General features: G+C 62.6%; 16 protein-coding genes. 11 read left to right on the top strand and 5 right to left on the bottom strand.

The annotated features are described in order from the left end of the window. Positions 1-19: 19 nt before the first annotated feature. The gene (locus WNB94_RS03755; RefSeq protein ID WP_510166941.1) at positions 20-2,053 is read right to left on the bottom strand and encodes a DEAD/DEAH box helicase; all 2,034 of its coding nucleotides are present in this window, start codon (positions 2,051-2,053) and stop codon (positions 20-22) included. 466 nt (positions 2,054-2,519) lie between these two features. On the opposite strand from WNB94_RS03755, the gene WNB94_RS03750 reads away from it, so the two are divergent. Then, positions 2,520-3,848, top strand: a complete 1,329-nt coding sequence (locus WNB94_RS03750) for a replication-associated recombination protein A (protein ID WP_341388497.1) — start codon at positions 2,520-2,522, stop codon at positions 3,846-3,848. A gap of 14 nt (positions 3,849-3,862) precedes the next feature. On the opposite strand, the gene icmH is transcribed toward WNB94_RS03750, so the two are convergent. From icmH to tssJ, 3 genes are read right to left on the bottom strand one after another with little or no spacing between them, the layout of a single operon-like run. Further along, complete coding sequence (gene icmH / locus WNB94_RS03745; RefSeq protein WP_341388496.1) at positions 3,863-4,648, bottom strand: type IVB secretion system protein IcmH/DotU; 786 nt, start codon at positions 4,646-4,648, stop codon at positions 3,863-3,865. A 12-nt stretch (positions 4,649-4,660) separates the two neighbouring features. After that, positions 4,661-6,019 (bottom strand): type VI secretion system baseplate subunit TssK, encoded by a 1,359-nt coding sequence (gene tssK, locus WNB94_RS03740; protein WP_341388495.1) that lies wholly within the window; start codon positions 6,017-6,019, stop codon positions 4,661-4,663. Position 6,020: 1 nt separating this feature from the next. Beyond that, on the bottom strand, positions 6,021-6,782 hold the full coding sequence (gene tssJ / locus WNB94_RS03735; protein ID WP_341388494.1) for a type VI secretion system lipoprotein TssJ: 762 nt from the start codon (positions 6,780-6,782) through the stop codon (positions 6,021-6,023). Between the two features lie 384 nt (positions 6,783-7,166). Here tssJ and WNB94_RS03730 point away from each other — a divergent pair, with 384 nt between their 5' ends. From WNB94_RS03730 to tssH, 8 genes are read left to right on the top strand one after another with little or no spacing between them, the layout of a single operon-like run. Next, positions 7,167-7,781, top strand: a complete 615-nt coding sequence (locus WNB94_RS03730) for a hypothetical protein (RefSeq protein WP_341388492.1) — start codon at positions 7,167-7,169, stop codon at positions 7,779-7,781. Positions 7,782-7,803: 22 nt separating this feature from the next. Further along, the gene (gene tssB / locus WNB94_RS03725) at positions 7,804-8,322 is read left to right on the top strand and encodes a type VI secretion system contractile sheath small subunit (RefSeq protein WP_341388491.1); all 519 of its coding nucleotides are present in this window, start codon (positions 7,804-7,806) and stop codon (positions 8,320-8,322) included. 4 nt (positions 8,323-8,326) lie between these two features. Further along, on the top strand, positions 8,327-9,808 hold the full coding sequence (tssC, locus tag WNB94_RS03720; RefSeq protein ID WP_341388490.1) for a type VI secretion system contractile sheath large subunit: 1,482 nt from the start codon (positions 8,327-8,329) through the stop codon (positions 9,806-9,808). 58 nt (positions 9,809-9,866) lie between these two features. Continuing rightward, positions 9,867-10,373, top strand: coding sequence for an Hcp family type VI secretion system effector (locus tag WNB94_RS03715; protein ID WP_341388489.1), 507 nt, complete (start codon positions 9,867-9,869; stop codon positions 10,371-10,373). A 58-nt stretch (positions 10,374-10,431) separates the two neighbouring features. Beyond that, positions 10,432-10,914, top strand: a complete 483-nt coding sequence (tssE, locus tag WNB94_RS03710; protein WP_341388488.1) for a type VI secretion system baseplate subunit TssE — start codon at positions 10,432-10,434, stop codon at positions 10,912-10,914. A gap of 12 nt (positions 10,915-10,926) precedes the next feature. Further along, complete coding sequence (gene tssF, locus WNB94_RS03705; protein ID WP_341388487.1) at positions 10,927-12,867, top strand: type VI secretion system baseplate subunit TssF; 1,941 nt, start codon at positions 10,927-10,929, stop codon at positions 12,865-12,867. After that, entirely contained in the window at positions 12,831-13,955 is a 1,125-nt protein-coding gene (gene tssG, locus WNB94_RS03700) for a type VI secretion system baseplate subunit TssG (protein ID WP_341388486.1), read from the top strand. Before tssF ends, tssG begins: the two co-directional genes overlap by 37 nt. 37 nt (positions 13,956-13,992) lie before the next feature. After that, entirely contained in the window at positions 13,993-16,665 is a 2,673-nt protein-coding gene (gene tssH / locus WNB94_RS03695; RefSeq protein WP_341388484.1) for a type VI secretion system ATPase TssH, read from the top strand. A gap of 24 nt (positions 16,666-16,689) precedes the next feature. On the opposite strand, the gene WNB94_RS03690 is transcribed toward tssH, so the two are convergent. Beyond that, positions 16,690-16,953, bottom strand: coding sequence for an oxidoreductase-like domain-containing protein (locus tag WNB94_RS03690; protein WP_341388482.1), 264 nt, complete (start codon positions 16,951-16,953; stop codon positions 16,690-16,692). Positions 16,954-17,026: 73 nt separating this feature from the next. Here WNB94_RS03690 and WNB94_RS03685 point away from each other — a divergent pair, with 73 nt between their 5' ends. Both WNB94_RS03685 and WNB94_RS03680 read left to right on the top strand, forming a co-directional pair. After that, positions 17,027-17,863, top strand: a complete 837-nt coding sequence (locus WNB94_RS03685) for a hypothetical protein (RefSeq protein WP_341388481.1) — start codon at positions 17,027-17,029, stop codon at positions 17,861-17,863. Continuing rightward, positions 17,863-18,576 carry a hypothetical protein gene (locus WNB94_RS03680; protein ID WP_341388480.1) on the top strand — a complete coding sequence of 238 codons (714 nt, stop codon included), beginning with the start codon at positions 17,863-17,865 and terminating at the stop codon, positions 18,574-18,576. The genes WNB94_RS03685 and WNB94_RS03680 overlap by 1 nt, the downstream gene beginning before the upstream one ends. Positions 18,577-18,782: the final 206 nt, after the last annotated feature.

Here is an 18,782-nt window from a genome sequence, read left to right as displayed (position 1 = left end):
GTCCACTCAGGGCTGTTGATCAGCCTTCGCGCTTGCCGAAGCCAGGGCGCTTGCCGGCGCCCGGCTTGCCGCCGTGCTTGAAGCCGGGCTTGCTGCCAAAGCCTTTGTCAAAGCCCTGGCCGAAGCTCTTGCCTGCAGGCTTGCCACCCGTGGGCTTGCCGAAAGGCTTGGCGCCGTGCGGCTTGTCGCCAAAGGCGCGATCACCGAAGGGCTTCTCACCAAAGGCCTTGTCGCCAAACGACTTGCCCTTGTAAGGCTTGTCGCCAAACGAGCGGTCGCCCGCAGGACGGTCACCGTACGGGCGATCACCTTGGGGACGGTCACCGAAGGCGCGATCGCCAAACGGACGATCACCACGCGGACGGTCACCAAAGGGCTTGGCGGGGCGGTCATTCCAGGCGCCCTGGTTGCGGTCGCCAAACTGCTCCGAGCGGCGTTGTTCACGCGAGTTCATCGGACGTTGCTCTTGACGGGCGCGGAACGGTGCACCGTGCTCGCCCGAAGGGGCCTCGCCCTGACGGTCAAAACGCGGGTCGCCATTCTGGTTGAAGCGGGGCGTGCTGCGCGGGTCGTATTGCGCATCGCGCGGAGCGCGGGCCGGGCTGTCACCGAAGCGGTCGCCATGGCCGCGGTCGCCACCGAACGAGCGCTCCCCCTGGAAGCGGCCTTCGCCACCGTGCCGCGGGCCACGGCCGTCACCGCGACCGTCGCCAAAGCGAGGGCCACCGCGACCAGGCTTGGCGCCAAAGCGGGGGCCACCACGGTCTTGCGGCATGCTCATCTTGGGCTCCAGGCCGGCGATGGTGGCCTCAGGGATGCGCTGCGTGGTGAAACGCTCGATGCGGCGCACCATGGGGATGTCACGACGCTCGGCCAGGGTCACGGCCAGACCACTGCGGCCGGCACGGCCAGTGCGACCGATGCGGTGCACATAGTCCTCGGCCTTCATGGGCATGCCGTAGTTGATCACGTGGGTGATGGTGGGCACGTCGATGCCACGGGCGGCCACGTCGGTGGCCACCAGCACGCGCAACTGGCGGCTGCGCAGGGCTTGCAACACGCGGTTGCGGCGGCCCTGGGGCATGCCACCGTGCAAGGCGGCCACGGCGTGGCCCATGTCGGCCAGGCGCATGGCCAGCACGTCGGCGTCACGCTGGGTGCTGGTGAACACCACGGCCTGGTCCACCTCACGGGTGGTCAGCACGTGGTCCAGCAGTTCGTTCTTGTGGCTCAGCGAATCGGCCAGGTGCAGGCGCTGCTCGATGTTGTCGTGGCTGTCGGTGTGCGAGGTCACCGAGATGTCTTGCGCGTTGCGCGTCATGCGCTGGGCCAGTTGGCCCACATGACCAGCGAAGGTGGCGCTGAACATCCACGTCAGGCGCTCGGCAGGCGTTTGCTCGGCAATGGCTTCGATGTCTTCGATGAAGCCCATGTCCAGCATGCGGTCAGCCTCGTCCAGCACCAGCACTTCCAGGTTGCTGAGCACGGCGGCACCAGTGCCCAGGTGGTCCAGCAAACGGCCGGGGGTGGCGATCAGCACATCCAGCGGGCCCTTCAGGGCCTTGAGCTGGTAGCCGTAAGGCACGCCACCCACGATGGTGGCCACGCGCAGACCTTGCACGTGCTTGCCATACGTGCTGGCGGCCTTGGCCACCTGCATGGCCAGTTCACGGGTGGGCGTCAGCACCAGCACGCGGGGGCCTTGCACCACGCCCTTTTCGCGGCGCTTGTTGTTCTCGCCACGGGCGGCCAGGATGCGGGCCAGGGCCGGCAGCATGAAGGCGGCGGTCTTGCCGCTGCCTGTTTGCGACGCCACCTTCAGGTCGGCACCGTTCATGGCGGCCGGGATGGCCAGCGATTGCACGGTGGTGGGGTGGGTGTAGCCCGAATCCGTCAGGGCGCGGCACAGCACCTCGGGCATGCCCAAGTCGGTGAAGCGCACGGCGTCATCGGCCTCGACCTCATCAGACGGCAAGGCCAGATCGGCACCATCGTCATTCAGGCTGGCAGCCAGCTTGTCGATCAGCGACTCGGGGTGTTGGTGTTGGGTCATCTCAAACTCTTTCAAGCAATGAACAGCCTGCCTGGCCGGGAAAAAGGCCAAGACAGACCACGACGCAGCGTCGGTTCCAGCACGGAACGCGCGTCAGATCAGGTCGCTGTGGAACGTGTCCAGACTGCGTGGCATTGGGGCCAGCCATCCAAAGATGCTGGGGAGCCCATGTCGGGGCCACGTGGAGTCCGCTGTGTAGCGACGGCATCGCCGCCAACCGGAACTCAAGACACGCGAACGTCGGTTGCTCGATACCGTCCAGCGCTGTGAAAAATCACGGCCACACGGGCAACCCGGCTTGAAAAAGGTCAGAGGGGATGAACGAACTGCACCGTCTAAATCAGTGCAGATTTGTATTGTGACAGGTTTCAGTGTGTTTGCCTAGGGGTAACCCCAGACGGTAGCCCCAGATGCGGCGCACTGAGACAATCGCCACATGCAAGACAGCCTTTCTCTGGACCTTCCCATGCCACCCGAGCCTGGCACCCCAGGTCAGTCCAAGGCCGCCGGCGCCCGTGCCGCCGCCGCGCAGGCGCCCCTGGCCGAGCGCCTGCGCCCTCGGGCGCTGGACGACGTGGTGGGGCAAGATCATTTGCTTGGCCCTGGCCAGCCTTTGCGCGTGGCCTTCGAATCAGGTCAGCCCCACTCCATGATCCTGTGGGGACCTCCGGGCGTGGGAAAAACCACCCTGGCGCGCCTGATGGCGACAGCCTTCGACGCGCAGTTCCTGGCCATTTCGGCCGTGCTGGGGGGGGTCAAGGACATCCGAGAGGCGGTAGAGCAGGCTCAGGTGGCCCAAGCCCACGGTCGACGAACCATCGTGTTTGTCGACGAGGTCCATCGATTCAACAAAGCCCAGCAAGACGCCTTCTTGCCGCATGTGGAGTCCGGCCTGTTCACCTTCATTGGCGCCACCACCGAAAATCCGTCGTTCGAGGTGAACGCGGCGCTGCTGTCGCGGGCCACGGTCCATGTGCTGCGCGGCATGGACGATGTCGCCATGCAGCAGTTGCTGCAAAAAGGGCAACTCGCGTTGCAGGGCCCTGGTTTGACGCCCGAGGCCCAGGCGCGCCTGATCGCCTATGCCGATGGCGATGCCCGCCGCTTGCTCAACACCTACGAAACCCTGGCTGCCTTACTCAAGGGGCAGGCACTGATCGACGAGGCCGCCCTCTTGCAATCGCTGGGCGAGCAACTTCGCCGTTATGACAAGGGCGGCGACCAGTTCTACGACACCATATCGGCCTTGCACAAGTCGGTCAGGGGCTCCGATCCCGATGCCGCGTTGTACTGGTTCGTGCGCATGCTGGACGGCGGGGTGGACCCGCGCTACATCGTGCGCCGCCTGATCCGCATGGCCAGCGAAGACATCGGCCTGGCCGACCCGCGCGCCCTGCGCATGGCGCTGGATGCTGCGGAAACTTACGAGCGACTGGGTTCGCCCGAAGGTGAGTTGACCTTGGCCCAGTGTGTGATTTACCTGGCCATGGCCCCCAAGAGCAACGCAGCCTACGTGGCTTACAAGGCCGCCCGTGCCTGGGTGCAGAAAGACGTCAGCCGCCCTGTGCCCATGCACCTGCGCAACGCCCCCACCAAGCTCATGAAAGAGCTGGGGCACGGCGAGGGCTACCGCTACGCCCACGATGAGCCCGGCGGTGTGGCGGCCGGTGAGCGCTACCTGCCTGAGGGCATGGAGGGGCAGACCTTTTATCAGCCGGTGAGCCGTGGGCTGGAGATCAAGATTGGTGAGCGGTTGGCGCAGTTGCGGCAAGCCTGGCGCGAAGACGCCGACTGACGAGCCGGGCGGGCTCAGGGCAGGGTGATCGTGACGTGCGCCACCTTGGGCGGCATCTGAACCACGTGATGGTGTTCGCCCAGAGTGCTGCGCGCGTGGCTGGTCAGATCCCAGCGCAAGCCCAAGAACCCCGCCAGCGCCAGCGTCGCGAACACCGAGCCCATGACCCACAAAGGTACTTCGTTTTTGAGCTGATGCTGAACGCGGTCAGGCGGTGCCCAGTGAGGGGCCAGACCGCCTTGGTGGCCTTTGAATCGGGCAATTTCATCACCCAATCGCGATGTCAGGTAACTCAGCTTTTCGCTGCCCTCGATCAGGTATTTGCCTTGAAAGCCCAAGAGCAGGCACATGTGGAAAACCTCCAGCACCTGCAGGCGTGAGGCGCCTTCGTGTCGCAGGGTTTCCAGCTTTTCAAAAAACTGTTCGCCAGCCAGTTGCTCGCCGAAGAACTGCACTTGCAAGGGCAGTCGCTGCCATGCTTCGCGGGCCTTGAAGCCCGACATCAGCACGGCTTCGTCCACCGTGGCGCAAAACGCGTACTTGCACAGGTACACGTCATCTGCATGGGCTTGCAGGCGCGTGGCGCCTCGCTCGAATGAGGTCAGAAAGCGCTTGATGCGCTCACGAAACTCTTCGGCGTCTGCGGGGGCGTGCTTGGCCTTGAGCAGAAACAGCAGGTAGAAACCGTCGTACATGAGGTCCAGCAGCGACTGTGCATCACCGCTGACCGAGTGGCTGGGGCGAGCAGAGCCCTGTTGGCCAGAGCCCTCGAACAGTTGGGGGGGAGTGGCGGTGGTCATGGTGTCTGGCGATCAGGTGTTCACGGCGATCAACTCAAGCCGGAGGTCGGGCATGCCGCTGGGCGCATACAGGGTGATGGCCTGTGCTTGCAGCATGCGTTCATACAGAGGCCCCTTGGCTTCAAGGGTGAAGTAGAAGCTGCCGGGCTTGACCGGCACCGCCGCCGGCACCTGAGGGGCGTGCACGAGCTTCACGCCGGGCATGGCCGAGAGCACCAGCTTTTCAACGTCATCAGGCGCCCCCACCTTGAAGCGCAAAGGCACGGTCTCCACCAGTTCGCTGGGGGACAGCGCCGCCGAGACACCAAGGTAAAGCTGTGTGTGCGCTTGCACCTGCTCCGAATCCAGCCGCCCCTGGTGAAACGACGGGACGGACTCCTGCAAAACGATGGAGAAGTAGCGGGTGGAGATGACCGTCTCCAGCAAATCACGAATGATTTGATCGAGGCGCTGGAAACACGGACCAGGTTGTTGATGGTCGTAACTGGGAAGATCGGCCAGCTGGTGATTTTTCGAGAACGTCAGCAAGGCCCCAGCGAGCTCCAGCAATCGCTGAAACAGACGTTCAGGGTGCAGTGCCTGGTGTTTGAGCAGGTGTGACAAGCCGGCAAACGCGGTGCTGGCCGTGTGCAGCAGCCAGAAAGATGCCACATCGCCAGATCGAAACTCGATCACGTTCTTGCTGGGTTCGCGGTGCAAACCGTACAAGGCCTCCACCTTGGCCTGCAGCACGTCCATCAGCCGTCGCAGATGCAGCACCAGCGCCGGTGACGCCTGGATGCTGACGCAAGGCGGTACGAACCGGCCGTCCAGTTCGTGACCACCGGTGGCTGTTTTCTTGACCCGCAGCAGCGGCATGCTCACCAGGTGAGACCGCGGCGCTTGCTCGGGCATCAGGCGGGCTGACTTGCGCAACACCATCACCTCGGCCGTGACGGCATCGGTGAACATGTCGGGTGTTTGTGCGGGCGCCCTGTAGTAGCGCATGGCGGTGTCTGCCTCAGATGCCGAGGCCGACATGTTGCTGCCTTGTGCACGCAAGGGGGCCATGGCCACATGAAAGACCCACATGCCCGGATGCCCCGGCATTTCATCGAGCGTGTTCAGCGCCACGGGTGGGGGCAACTCGTCTTCAAACGGCGCATTGAACAAGTCGCCATCCGGGGTGACCATCTGCAGCTCTGTCAGTCGGAGCACGCCGTTGTGCAGGGCATCTGTGTCGATCTTGACATGACGCACACCCCAGGCATAAGGGTGCAGCGCACTGCGCATCTGTGCCAGACGAGCCTCGTGATAAGCGTCTTGCTGTTGAAAATGTTGTGGGCGCAGAAAGAGGCCTTCGCCCCACAGGATCTTGGATGAAGACAGCACATCAATTCTCGGTTGAGGCGGGTGTGGCCAGCTGGCTGGCAGGGCAGCGCACCGACGCGCGGCGTGCCTCGTCGGTGGACATGTCCACGGGTCGGCCGGCATGAACGCTCAGGGCACAGGCATGAACGCCCAGGTGGATCCCGGTCAGCTCTGCCCGCCGGGTGTCAAAAGCATGTCGCCAACGCCCCGCGGCAGGCGAGTGGAATAGGGCGATCACGCCCACAAAACCGACATCCCTGGGCAGGCGTTCCGTCAAATCATGCTGGCGGCCGGGCACCAGCAAAACTTCACGAACCGAGATCAGGTCATCACCCAGCGCGTCCTGTTCGGTCTGGGGTGTGTTGAAGGCTTCCCTGGGCGCAGACAGAAAGGCTTCAGGCGACTTCAGGCGATAAAAGCGCGTGACCACCGCCAGCGAGTCACCGGCATCGCTGACATTCAATGCGGGGCTGGCATGAACACGCCAACGAATTCGACGATCCGGCAGTTGCTGTGCCGGCAGCGTGCTCTCGTCGGCCTGAACCGGCTTGTCTTTCAGTCCCACCGCTTCCATGGCCTTGCTTGCCATGGCGCTCAGGCTGCCCAGCATACCCTGATCATTCGTGGCTGCTGCGCCTGACTGGGCTTCAAGGTCGATGCCGTCGATGGGCAAGTCGGTGACCTTGGGCTGCTGCACCTGACCACACGCCATCAGGGCAACAGCCGTGAAGGCCGAGGCCAGCGCCCGAATCAGCCAGGCGAACGCCGACCCGCGCCGGGTCATGACGCGACCGATGGTGCGGGGTGTGGTCCCTGGTTGAATGTATGAAAGGGGGCGCATGCAGATCAGATGGTGCCCATGACAGCCGCGTAGTGTAGGGAGCCTCTCACGGCCTTGATGAGTTGCTCCCCCGTTAGAGGGATGCTGCATTTGCAACCGAATGAAAGAGTGTGTAAACACCCCCGCAAGGGGGGAAGCACGCTGAACGATTTCGGCTCTAATCGCCCTCGTTGCGCCGCATCCATCGGGATTGACGGCCGCATTCATCAACATAAATCAGGAGTCACCGTGACATTGGTTCATGGTCGCCGCGGCAGTTTGTGCGCGGTCATTCTTGTCGTCGGCTTGTCCCTTGGGGGGTGCGCCTCAGCGCCGAAGTCTGATGCCATGAAAGCCCAGTTGCGTCAGGCGCTTCAAGAGCGCCTGGATGAGAAGCTGGCTGCCGCTGACCAGGCCCTTGATCAAGGTAAATCCGATCAGGCCCTGGCTCTGCTGGACGACGCAGCGCGACTGGACCCTGCTGCCAAACAGCCGTGGCTGAGGCGCGCGCAGATTCGTTTCGATGCACGTCAATACGGTGAGGCCATCACCAGCGCGCACGAGGTTCTGCAGCGCGACGTGAACGACCTCACAGCGCAGAGCATCCTGGCGGTCAGCGGTTTGCGTGTGAGTGCTCAGGCGCTGGACGAGCTGCGAAAAGCCAATGAGGTCACAGGTTCGGCCCGGTCGGAGGCAGAGACCGTGGCCAGGCTCATCAAAGAAGTGCTTGGCGAGCCCATTCTGGTTCCCTTGGCAGAGGCTGCGCCGCGAACGTCGCGACGGGCCACCAGGCTCAGGCGAGACGTCGACGAGGCCTCATCGGCGGTCCAGTCAACGCCGTCGGCCGAGGCCGTGCCTGCGGCCAACCCGACTTCAACCCGTTCTCGTTCCGCAGCCCCGTCTGCACTTCGTAATGCCCCTGCGGCCAGCAGCCGCGGCAACCCCTTCGGGGCTTTGCAGTAACCATCCAGGAAGGAGCCTTGTCATGGCCAAGAAAGACAGTGTTCAGAAACGCCTCGAGCGCGTTCGTCCCCCGCGCGTGCAACTGACCTACGACGTCGAGATCGGTGACGCCATCGAGCAGAAAGAGCTGCCCTTCGTCATGGGTGTGATGGGTGACTTCACCGGTCAGCAAGACCCGGACAAGCCCCTGCCCAAGCTGAAGGACCGCAAGTTCGTCAACGTGGATCTGGACAACTTCGATGAAGTCATGTCGGGCATGGCGCCCCGTGCCAGCTACCGCGTGAAGAACAAGCTCAGCGAAGACGGTGGCGAGTTCGCCGTCAACCTTGAGTTCAAGAAGATGGAAGACTTCCGGCCCGAGGCCGTGGTGCAGCAGGTGGAACCGCTGCGCAAACTGCTGGAGGCGCGCACCAAGCTGTCCGACCTGCGCAACAAGCTGGCGGGTAACGAGAAGCTGGAAGACGTGCTGGCCGAGGTGCTCACCAACACCGAGCAGCTGAAGAAGCTGGGTGCGGAAGCCACCCCTCAAGAGCAGGAGTAAGAGCATGAGCGCACAACTTCAAGCCCAACCCGCCGGCCTTCACGAGGGCCTCAGCCTGCTCGACGACATCGTCTCTCGCAGCAAGGTTGCCAAGTCCGATACCGAGCATGCCCGCGCCAAAGACATCATCAGCGAACTGGTGCGTGAGGTGCTGCACGGCACGGTGGTGGTCTCCGACAACCTGGCCGCCAACATCGACGCTCGCATCGCCGAGATCGATCACCTGATTTCTCAGCAACTCAGCGAAGTCATCCATGCCGCCGAGTTCCAGAAGCTCGAGTCTTCGTGGACAGGCCTTCACTACCTGTGCAAGCACACCTCGACCGGCGAGCAGCTCAAGATCAAGGTGTTCAACACCACCAAGCGCGAGTTGGTCAAAGACTTCAAGACGGCCATCGATTTTGACCAGTCCGCTCTCTTCAAGAAGGTCTATGAGGAAGAGTTCGGCACGTTTGGTGGCGCGCCGTTTGGTGCCTTGGTAGGTGACTTCGACGTGGGCCGCTCGGCCGAAGACATGTACTTCGTCGAGCAGATGTCCCATGTGGCGGCGGCAGCGCACGCGCCGATGATTGCGGCAGCATCCCCTGAGTTGTTCGGCCTGGAGTCATTTACTGAACTGGGCAAGCCTCGCGATCTGGCCAAGGTGTTCGACACCATCGAGTACGCCAAGTGGAAGTCCTTCCGTGAATCCGAAGATTCACGGTATGTGGGCTTGACCGTGCCCCGTTTCCTTGGGCGTCTGCCTTACAACGCCAAAGACGGTAACGTGGTTGAAGGTTTCAACTTTGTCGAGTCGGTGGACGGCACGGATCACAGCCGCTACCTGTGGGTGAACACGGCCTATGCCTTCGCCGCGCGTTTGACGTCCGCCTTTGAAAGCTACGGCTGGTGCGCCGCCATCCGTGGTGTTGAAGGCGGCGGCTTGGTCGAAGACCTGCCCACGCACACTTTCAAGACCGATGATGGTGAAGTGGCGCTGAAGTGCCCGACCGAGGTGGCCATCACCGACCGTCGTGAGAAAGAGCTGAGCGACCTGGGCTTCATGCCCCTGGTGCATTGCAAGAACACTGATTACGCAGCATTTTTTGGTGCCCAGTCGGCCCAGAAGGCCAAGAAGTTTGACAGCGATGCGGCCAATGCCAATGCCCAGTTGGCCGCGCAGATGCAGTACATCTTCGCCGTGTCGCGTGTGGCGCATTACCTCAAGGCCATGATGAGGGACAAGATCGGCAGCTTTGCCTCGGCGGGTAATGTTGAAGAGTTCCTCAATCGCTGGATTTCGCAGTACGTGTTGTTGGACGACGGCGCCAGTCAGGAAGCCAAGGCTCAGTTCCCCTTGCGCGAAGCTTCCGTGAAGGTGACGGAGACGCCAGGCAAGGCGGGTGCGTATCGCGCAGTCGCCTTCTTGCGGCCGCACTTCCAGCTCGATGAGCTGTCGGTGTCGCTGCGACTCGTGGCGGAGCTGCCGCAGTCGGCTAATGGCTGACTTCAGGCAATTCAGTCAACCTTGGTCACCTGTGACCATTCATTAATTTGAGGGAAACATGAAAGATATCTACATCAAGTTCGAAGGCAAGTACAAGATCGAAGGCGAGTCGAAGGACGCTGAACACGCCAAGTGGCTGGAAGTGGGCTCGTGGGCCCATGACATTCGCCAGCCCAAGTCGGCGACCTCTTCGACGGCGGGTGGTCACACCTCAGAACGCTGCGAACATGGTGACATGGTGTTCACCAAGGATCTGGACCTGACCAGCCCCAAACTGTGGGAAGCTGCATCTGCTGGTTACACCTTTGACTCCATCACGATCGACTTCATGCGTGCCGACGGCAGCAAACGCGTCAAGTACTTGACGATCAAGCTGAAGCACGCCCTGATTTCCCGTGTGACGCCTCAGGTCAGTGCCGAAGGCCTGCCCACTGAATCTTTCGCGCTGAAGTACGCGTCGGTGCAATGGCAGTACCAGCAGCAGAAGATCGAAGGCGGCGGCACCTCGGGCAGCAACCAGACTGCATGGAGCCTGGCCAAGAACACCAACACCTTTGGTATCTGACGCCGAATTTTGCTGTTAGCAGCGAAGCCGCGGCCTGCCGCGGCTTTTTTCTGAGGGTATGACATTGAAGTTCGACCCATTTCTGCTTGATCGTTTGACTGGATGTCGCCAGGTGGAAGGGCACGATGGCATGCGCCAGCAGTTGACGCTGTCGCAGGTCAAAGACAGCGTGGCCCGTGATCTGGAGTCGCTGCTGAACACCCGTACAGGATTGCAGCCGCATGAGTTGCGCGATCGTCCTCATGCGGCCCGATCGGTGATCACTTTCGGTTTACGCGATTTTGTGGGATTGAGCTTAGACAATCCCGAACATCGCGAAGGCATCTGCCAATCCATCGCGTCTGCCATCCAGTGCCACGAGCGTCGCCTCACCTCGGTGCGCGTGCGTCTGATCGACACCCAGCAGCTGGGTTTGGGCCTGCGGTTTGCCATTCACGCCACGTTGGTGATCAACCCGGCCATCGAGCCGGTCAGTTTCGACGCCATGCTCCAGCCCACCACGCAGCGGTACGCTGTTCGGCAAGCCTCTTTGCGTAATTGATTGCGAACTTTCATGGATGAATTGCTGCCCCACTACGAGCGTGAGCTCGCCTTGCTGCGCGAGCAAAGTCAGGAGTTCGCCGCTCGTTATCCCCGAGTAGCGGGTGCATTGCATTTGCGTGGCGACACGGCGCAGGACCCGCATGTCGAGCGCATGATCGAGTCTTTTGCCTTGTTGGCCGCGCGCATCCACAAGCGTCTGGACGACGATTTCCCGTTGTTCACGGAGTCGTTGATCGAGGTGCTGTATCCGCACTACCTGCGTCCGTTTCCCTCGTGTTCGATCGCCCAGCTGGATACCGGAGGCGTGCTGCAGAACAGTTCTGTGAATGTTCCTCGTCACACCGAGGTGGTCTCTCGCCCCATCAAGGGCGTGCCGTGTCAGTTCAGAACCTCGCAAGAGGTGGTTTTGTTGCCCATCCAGCTCTTTACTGTCACCTACCGACAAGCGTTGGCGGCTCCAGCGGGGACGCGCCTGCCCAAAGACGCGACCTCGGCCATCTCGTTCACTTTTGAGTTGACCAACCCGCGGGCCAGTTGGGATTGCCTGACGGATCAACCCGTGCGAATCTATCTGGATGGCGAGCCATCACAGGTGTCCGTGTTACGAGAGGCCTTGTGTCGCAAGGCGGTTCGCTTGATGGTGCAGCTCGGTGAGCACGAGGCCTGGCAGGAAGTAACCGACCGTGATGGTTTGCCGCTGATGCCCGAACTGGTCGGGTTTGAGGACGACGAATCGTTGATCGATCTCGATGCTCGCTCTCATCCTGCCTATCGATTGCTGACCGAGTACTTCGCTTTCCCTGAGAAGTTCAACTTCATTGATCTGCCGGTGCGCCTGCCTGCCCACCTCTCGCTGGTGGATCAAGCGCCGTCTCAGGCGCCCGGCCGCCAGATGCAACGCATCATGTTGCATGTGCTGCTGACCCAGGTTCGATCCGACTCCGAAGAGTCCAGGCAACTGGAGGCCGTGCACCAGCGAAACGTGCTGCTGGGGTGTACGCCGGTGGTGAATGTGTTTGCGCATGCCGCTGACCCCATCCGCTTGACTCACCAGGAAGTGGCTTATCCGGTGGTGGTGGACGGGCGACGAGCCCATGCTTACGAAGTCCACGCCATCAAGCGCGTGTACCGGCTGCAACAGACGCCGCAAGGGGAGTCAGTGCAGGAAGTCCGCCCTTTCTTTTCGGTACGCCATCACGAGGGTCGGGATGATGGGGTGTTGTGGGCCGCGAATGAGGGCAGGGCTGGGGCGTTGCGAGAACATCATCAAGGGGCGGTGTACTGGTCTGCCTCGCGCGATCCTGTGCTGGCCGCCGCCAGTCCGGGTCATGAGCTGTCGTTGACCTTGGTCGATGGCGATATGGCCCCCGCGCAGCCCATGGCCGAGACCTTGTCGATTGACGTGATGGCCACCAATCGGGATCTGCCCACCATGCTGCCGATTGGTGCAACCGGTGGGGATCTGTTCATGCCTGGCGGTGGTGTGGCCCGGGAGATTCGCTTGCTGCGTCGTCCCTCGGCGCCAGTGCGGATGTCGCGCGGCCCAGGGATGTTGTGGCGCTTGATCTCGCATTTGTCGCTCAATCACTTGTCACTCAGTGCCTCGGGCATCGACGGGCTCAAGGAAATGCTGCGGTTGTATGACTTTGGTCGTCAGTCTGCCAACCAGCGGCAGGTCGATGGCCTGGTTGCGGTGGAGTACTTGCCCAAAGTGGCCTGGTTACCAGGCGAGCCTTATGCCACTTTTGTCCGGGGCACAGAGGTGCGGTTGACCGTTGATGAGGACAGCTTTGTGGGCACGGGCTTGGGCCTGTTTTCCATGGTACTGGACCGTTTTTTTGGTCTGGCTGCCCATCTCAACAGCTTCAGTCAGTTGACCGTCTTGTCTTCCAGAACCCAAGAGGTGCTGTGTTCATGTCCTCCACGCAACGGCGATCTCAAACTGCTGTGATCCAGCGTCTGCTGGAGCATCCTCAACAGTTCAGTTTCTTCAGCGCGGTAAGGGTGCTGGATCACTGGCTGGCCGATGCCCAACAGGGTAAGCCGGGGTTGTCGCGTATCCGCTTTCAGAACTCCCTGTCCCTTTCGTTTGCGCCTAGCGAGATTGAGGCCTTGTCAGCTCGTCCGTCGGTATCGTCAACGACAGTGCATGTCCCCAGCGTGGGGGGCAGCGATCATCAGTCCTGGATTGCTGGCGGCATGTCGGCTGGTGTGCTGCCAGCACAGATTGATCGCATTGAAATGACGCCGGCGTTCATGGGGCTGTTGGGGGTGTCGGGGGCATTGCCCTTGTACTACACCGAATCGATCCTGGCGCAACAGTTGATGCACCGTGATCAGGCCCCGAGAGCGTTCATGGATGTGTTCAGTCATCGCGCTGTGAGCCTGTTTTACGAGGCATGGCGCAAACATCGCCTGGCCTTGCAGTACGAGCGCGCTGCTCACCGTGGCTTCCTGCCGGCGGTCATGTCGCTGGGAGGGCTGGGCCCGCTGGCGGCAAAAGCTACCGCGCGGGGTGCCGAGGCCTGTGAGTCTCTGGCGTTTTACGCCTCAGCCTCGCAGCAGCGAGCCATGTCGGCGTGGCGGCTGAGCGCCATTTTGTCGGAGCGGTTCGGCGTCACGGTCAAGATTCGGCAGTTTGTCGGCCGCTGGTGTGGTGTACCCAGGGGGGAGCGCCCGGTGCTGGGTAGCGTCAATCAGGGTCTGAGACTAGGTAAAACTGCCTTGTTGGGCGAACGCGTCTGGCAGCGTGATTTACGTGTAAGGGTGGTGTTAGGGCCGTTGTCGTCCCGCGATTACGACCGCTTCCTGCCGGGCGCCGCTGGGTCGAGGGCTTTGGGGCACATGTTGCATGTGCTGTCCGGCACCCACCTTGAGTACGAACTGCAGCTTCTTCTCAAGAAGGAGTCGGTCAATTCTAGTGCACTGCTGTCCTCACGTCCGGAAACCCAGGGGCGTCTGGGGTGGGACACCTTCCTCACGACGCGACCATCTGAGCAAGATCGCGCCGATGTCTGCTTTGGCTTGAGCCTGGCGTGATGCGGCGTATTTGTATAAATATCCAGGAGTTCCTTTCATGAGCCAGAACCTTAAAACCCTGATTTCCAAGCTCAATGACACTACCCGTCAGGCTGCAGAACGTGCAGCCGGTCTGTGCATGGGGCGAGGTCATCACGAGGTGGACATAGAGCATTTTTTGCTGGCCTTGCTCGAAGATGGGCAAGGCGATCTGGCTGTGCTGTGTCAGCGCTATGGTGTGCCGGTGAGTGGCTTGCAGCGTGATCTTGAGGCGGAGTTGGCGCGCTTCAGGACAGGCAACACACGAACGCCGGTTTTTTCGGAGCGCCTGCCTCAGTTGCTTGAGCACGCGTGGCTGATATCTTCTTTGGAGTCGCACGCGGCACGCATCCGTGGGGTGCATGTGGTGCTGGCGTTGTTGACCGAACCTGCGCTGAGCCAGATGGCGCATCGTGGCTCACCCCTGTGGGCCCGCTTCCTGTTGGACGAGCTCAAGCACAAGACGGCTGAGACCACGAGTGGCTCTCGTGAGGCCTCGCAGGTGAGATCGGCAGCTCAGGACGAGGCGAATGCCGGTGTGCCGGGTCAGTCCCTGGCACTGGGGCCCAGCAAAACGCCTGCGCTGGACCAGTTCACCACCAATCTCACGCAGCGTGCCCGTGACGGGCTGGTGGACCCCGTCATCGGGCGTGATGCGGAGATCCGCCAGGCCATCGACATCCTGATGCGTCGTCGCCAGAACAACCCCATCCTGACGGGCGAGGCGGGTGTGGGCAAGACGGCGGTTGTGGAAGGGCTGGCGCTGCGCGTGGCGCTGGGCGATGTGCCCGATCCCCTCAAGGGCGTGGACATCCATGTGCTGGACATGGGGCTGCTGCAGGCGGGGGCGTCGGTCAAGGGCGAGTTCGAGAACCGGCTGAAGACTGTGATCGATGAGGTCAAGAAAAGCCCGCATCCGGTCATCCTGTTCATTGACGAGGCCCACACCATGATCGGCGCCGGTGGGCAGGCAGGGCAAAACGATGCGGCCAACCTGCTCAAGCCGGCGTTGGCCCGGGGTGAGTTGCGCACGATTGCCGCCACCACCTGGGGTGAGTACAAGAAGTATTTTGAGAAGGATGCGGCCTTGGCGCGGCGCTTCCAGGTGATCAAGGTGGAAGAGCCCACCGAAGATCTGGCAGCAGCCATGCTGCGCGGCATGGCGCCTTTGATGGAGAAGCACTTTGGGGTGCGCCTGATGGACGAGGCCATCACCGAGGCGGTGCGCCTGTCGGCCCGCTACATCAGCGGCCGCCAGTTGCCCGACAAGGCGGTGAGCGTGCTGGACACGGCCTGCGCCAAGGTGGCCTTGGGGCAGAGTGCCACGCCCGCGCGCATTGATGAGGCCCGCAAGCATCTGGAGCGACTGGACGCGGAGCTGGCCGCGTTGCAGCGCGAGGTGGCGACGGGCGCGCGCCATGGTGATCGCCTGGACGAGTTGACGCAAATGCGTCAGGCCATCGAGGCAGGGCTGAAGTCGGATGAGCAACGCTGGAGCCATGAACAGCAGTTGGTGCAAGACATCCTGGCCTTGCGCACCCAGCTGGAAGCCTCGCCGGGCGGTCTGGCTTCCGAGCGTGAGTTGTTGGCCGGCAAGCAGGCCGAGCTGGCCGCCCTGCAAGGCGAGGCCCCGCTGGTGCCCGTGCAGGTGGACGCCCATGTGGTGGCCGAGATCATCGCGTCGTGGACGGGCATCCCGCTGGGCAAGATGGTCAAGGATGAGATCAAGACCGTGCAGCAGTTGCACACCCTGCTGCAAGAACGCGTGATCGGTCAGGACCACGCGCTGGCGGCCATCGCGCAGCGTGTGCGCACGGCCCGCGCGGGTCTGGAAGACCCGAACAAGCCCAAAGGCGTGTTCCTGTTTGTGGGCCCCAGCGGGGTGGGCAAGACCGAGACCGCCCTGGCCCTGGCCGACATCCTGTACGGCGGTGAGCGCAACCTCATCACCATCAACATGAGCGAGTATCAGGAGGCTCACAGCGTCAGCGGTCTGAAGGGCTCGCCCCCGGGTTATGTGGGTTATGGCGAGGGCGGTGTGTTGACTGAGGCCGTGCGCCGCAAGCCCTACAGCGTGGTGTTGCTGGACGAGGTGGAGAAGGCCCATCCGGACGTGCTGGAGATGTTCTTCCAGGTGTTCGACAAAGGCGTGATGGACGACAGCGAAGGCCGCGAAATCGACTTCCGCAACACCATCATCATCCTGACGTCGAACGCGGGATCGCAAGGGATCATGCAGGCGTGCTTCGCGCATGACGAGACCCTGGGCGGCACGGTGATGAAATCGCCCGACGCGCTGCCTTCAGCCGATGAGCTGGCCGAGGCCCTGCGGCCCACCCTGTACAAGGTGTTCAAGCCCGCCTTCATCGGGCGAACCAAAGTGGTGCCGTACTACCCTCTGGGCGATGAGGTGCTGGCCAGCGTGATCCGCTTGAAGCTGGACCGCATCGCGGCGCGGGTGAAGGCCCATCACCAGGCCGAACTGCGTTACGACAATGCCCTGGTGGAGGCCGTGCTGGCCCGCTGTACCGAGGTGGACACCGGCGCACGCGCTGTGGACCACATCCTCAACGGCAGTCTGCTGCCGGAGGTGGCCGATGCCGTGCTGTCTCGCATGGCTGAAGGCGCCCCGATCCAGCAGATCAAGGTGACGGCCGCCAAGGACGGGCGATTCAAGTTCAAGGTGAGCTGAACAGCGTCAGTCTGCTGGAGCGCCTCAGTCGCTCAACAGCAGGCTGGCTTCGTCGCGCCAGTAAAGCGCCGCGGCAAAAAAACCCTCCCAGACGCAGCCGTTGCAGCCTCGGCCGCAGCAGGTGGTGGGCTCAGGCGGCGGTGCGCGCAAGGGCACCCCTTGACGGGCCGCAAGGGCTTGCAGACCCGCGAACACGCGCTGTGCACTGCTGGCGTCCACCAGTGGGTGGGCCAGCCAGTCCGCCAGTGTGTGGGGGGCTGGTGCTTGCGAGAGATTGCGTTCACTCATGCGTGCCTTCTTTCCGGGCCGCATCTTAGCGCCGGACGGGCGTGGCATAGTCGGTGGTGTGAACAAGCCCCCGATGTCTCCAGCAGATCTGCCTGACACCAGCACCGTGCCTGGCGTGGCGCCTGGCCCGGCCGCCATGTTGGCGGTCTATGGCCGCCCGGTCACCTGGCGCATGCTCTTGCTCACGGCGGCGTTGCTGCTGGTGCTGATGGCCACATCTGCGGTGGGTGTGGTGTGGTGGGTGTGGAACAACCTGGCCGCGCAGGTGGTGATCCAGGAGCAGCAGGCCCTGGTGGAGTTGCCGAGGCAACTGGCGGTGCACGCCACCGTGTCTGAGCAGGTGCAGGTGCTGGTTGACGAAGTGCTGCCCGTGTCGGTGCCCATCGATCAGACCTTGACCATCCCCCTGGATGAGCGCCTGCCTGTGCGTGTGAGCATCGACACCCAGGTGCCGATCGCCGTTGATGTGCCGGTCAAGCAGACCATTGCGGTGGACCAGGTGGTGGACATCGACGCGATGGTGCGCACCCGGGTGCTGGGCATCCCGATGTCTGTGCCCGTCCGGGGACGCATCCCGATCAAGGCCGATGTCCCGATCGATGTGGTGATTCCGGTGCGCCACACCTTGCCTCTGGTGATGAGCACCGATGCGCAGGTTCGGCTGCAAGAGCCGCTTCGCGTGAAGGTCAACACCTTGATTCAGACGCAGGTGCCCATCCAGCGCAGTTTGTCGCTGCCCATCACCGAGCCGGTACAGGCCAATCTGACCTTTCCTCAGCGCACGGTATCGGCGGGTCTGCAGTTGCTGGATTTGACGGTGCCCTTCACGGCGGTGAGCTTTGCGCCCAGGAAGGGCACAGCCGCCGCCGATTGGTGGTCTGATCACATGGTGGACAAGGAGCGGCGCTGATGGCGTCGGTGGCGCGAGGCTGGCACCGACCTGTGCGTTGGCAGGCGCTGTTGTGGGTGGCCGGTGGCCTGGTGGTGGTGTGGGTGCTGCTGGTGGCGGGGGCCATCTGGTACTTGTATGGGCACTGGGAGAGCCGTGTGCATTTGCAGAGGCAAGCCCTGTTGCTCAGGCTGCCTGCGGGCACGGTGGCCCAGGCCGAGATCCGTGCCCCGATCGCCACTCGGCTGACGGCCCATCCGACGTTGATGGTGCCCCTGCACCAGACCGTCAGGGCCCAAGTGAGCGATCAGTTCCTGGCGCGATTGACCACGAGCACCACGGTGAACATCGACACCAAGGTGCGGGTGCAGCATCAGGTGCCGGTGCACACCACTTTGGAGGCCCGTGTGGACCTGGGGCGATGGCTGCCCACGCTTGACGTCACCGTGCCGGTGTCGCTGGTCGTGCCCGTGGACATGGTGGTGCCGATCAAGACCTCGCTGCCGGTCAGTCTGGACGTGCTGGCCAGTGGCCAGTTCAACGCCTCCTTGTCCTTGCCTTTGAATCAGGTGTTGCGACTCCAGCCGGTTGTGGATGCGCCCTTGGAGGCGCAACTCACCCGCCAAATCCGCTTCGCGCTGGACCGCCCGTTGCCGCCGGTGCCCATGCAGATCGTGGAGGCTCGCCTGAGCGTGCCATTCGATCTCACCTTTCTGCGGCAGCCTTCACGGTGATCCAGTGCCACAGGCCGTAACGTGAATTTTTCACTTGGCGGCATTTCAATGCGGGCGTCTGTTGACCGAAAGACCAGGGGTGGGGTCTGGAGCACCCCGACCGAGGGGGCGCTGCCCGGTAATTTGTCTCATTGGCCGGCGACTCACCACTGCGCCGTCAGCATTTTCACGGGGTGTTTTTCGTGACTTGTCCCCCAAGATGTGTA

It is taken from the genome of Aquabacterium sp. A3, assembly GCF_038069945.1.
In the GTDB taxonomy this organism is placed as follows: Bacteria; Pseudomonadota; Gammaproteobacteria; order Burkholderiales; family Burkholderiaceae_C; genus Aquabacterium.
This window is presented reverse-complemented; position numbering and strand designations above follow the sequence as displayed.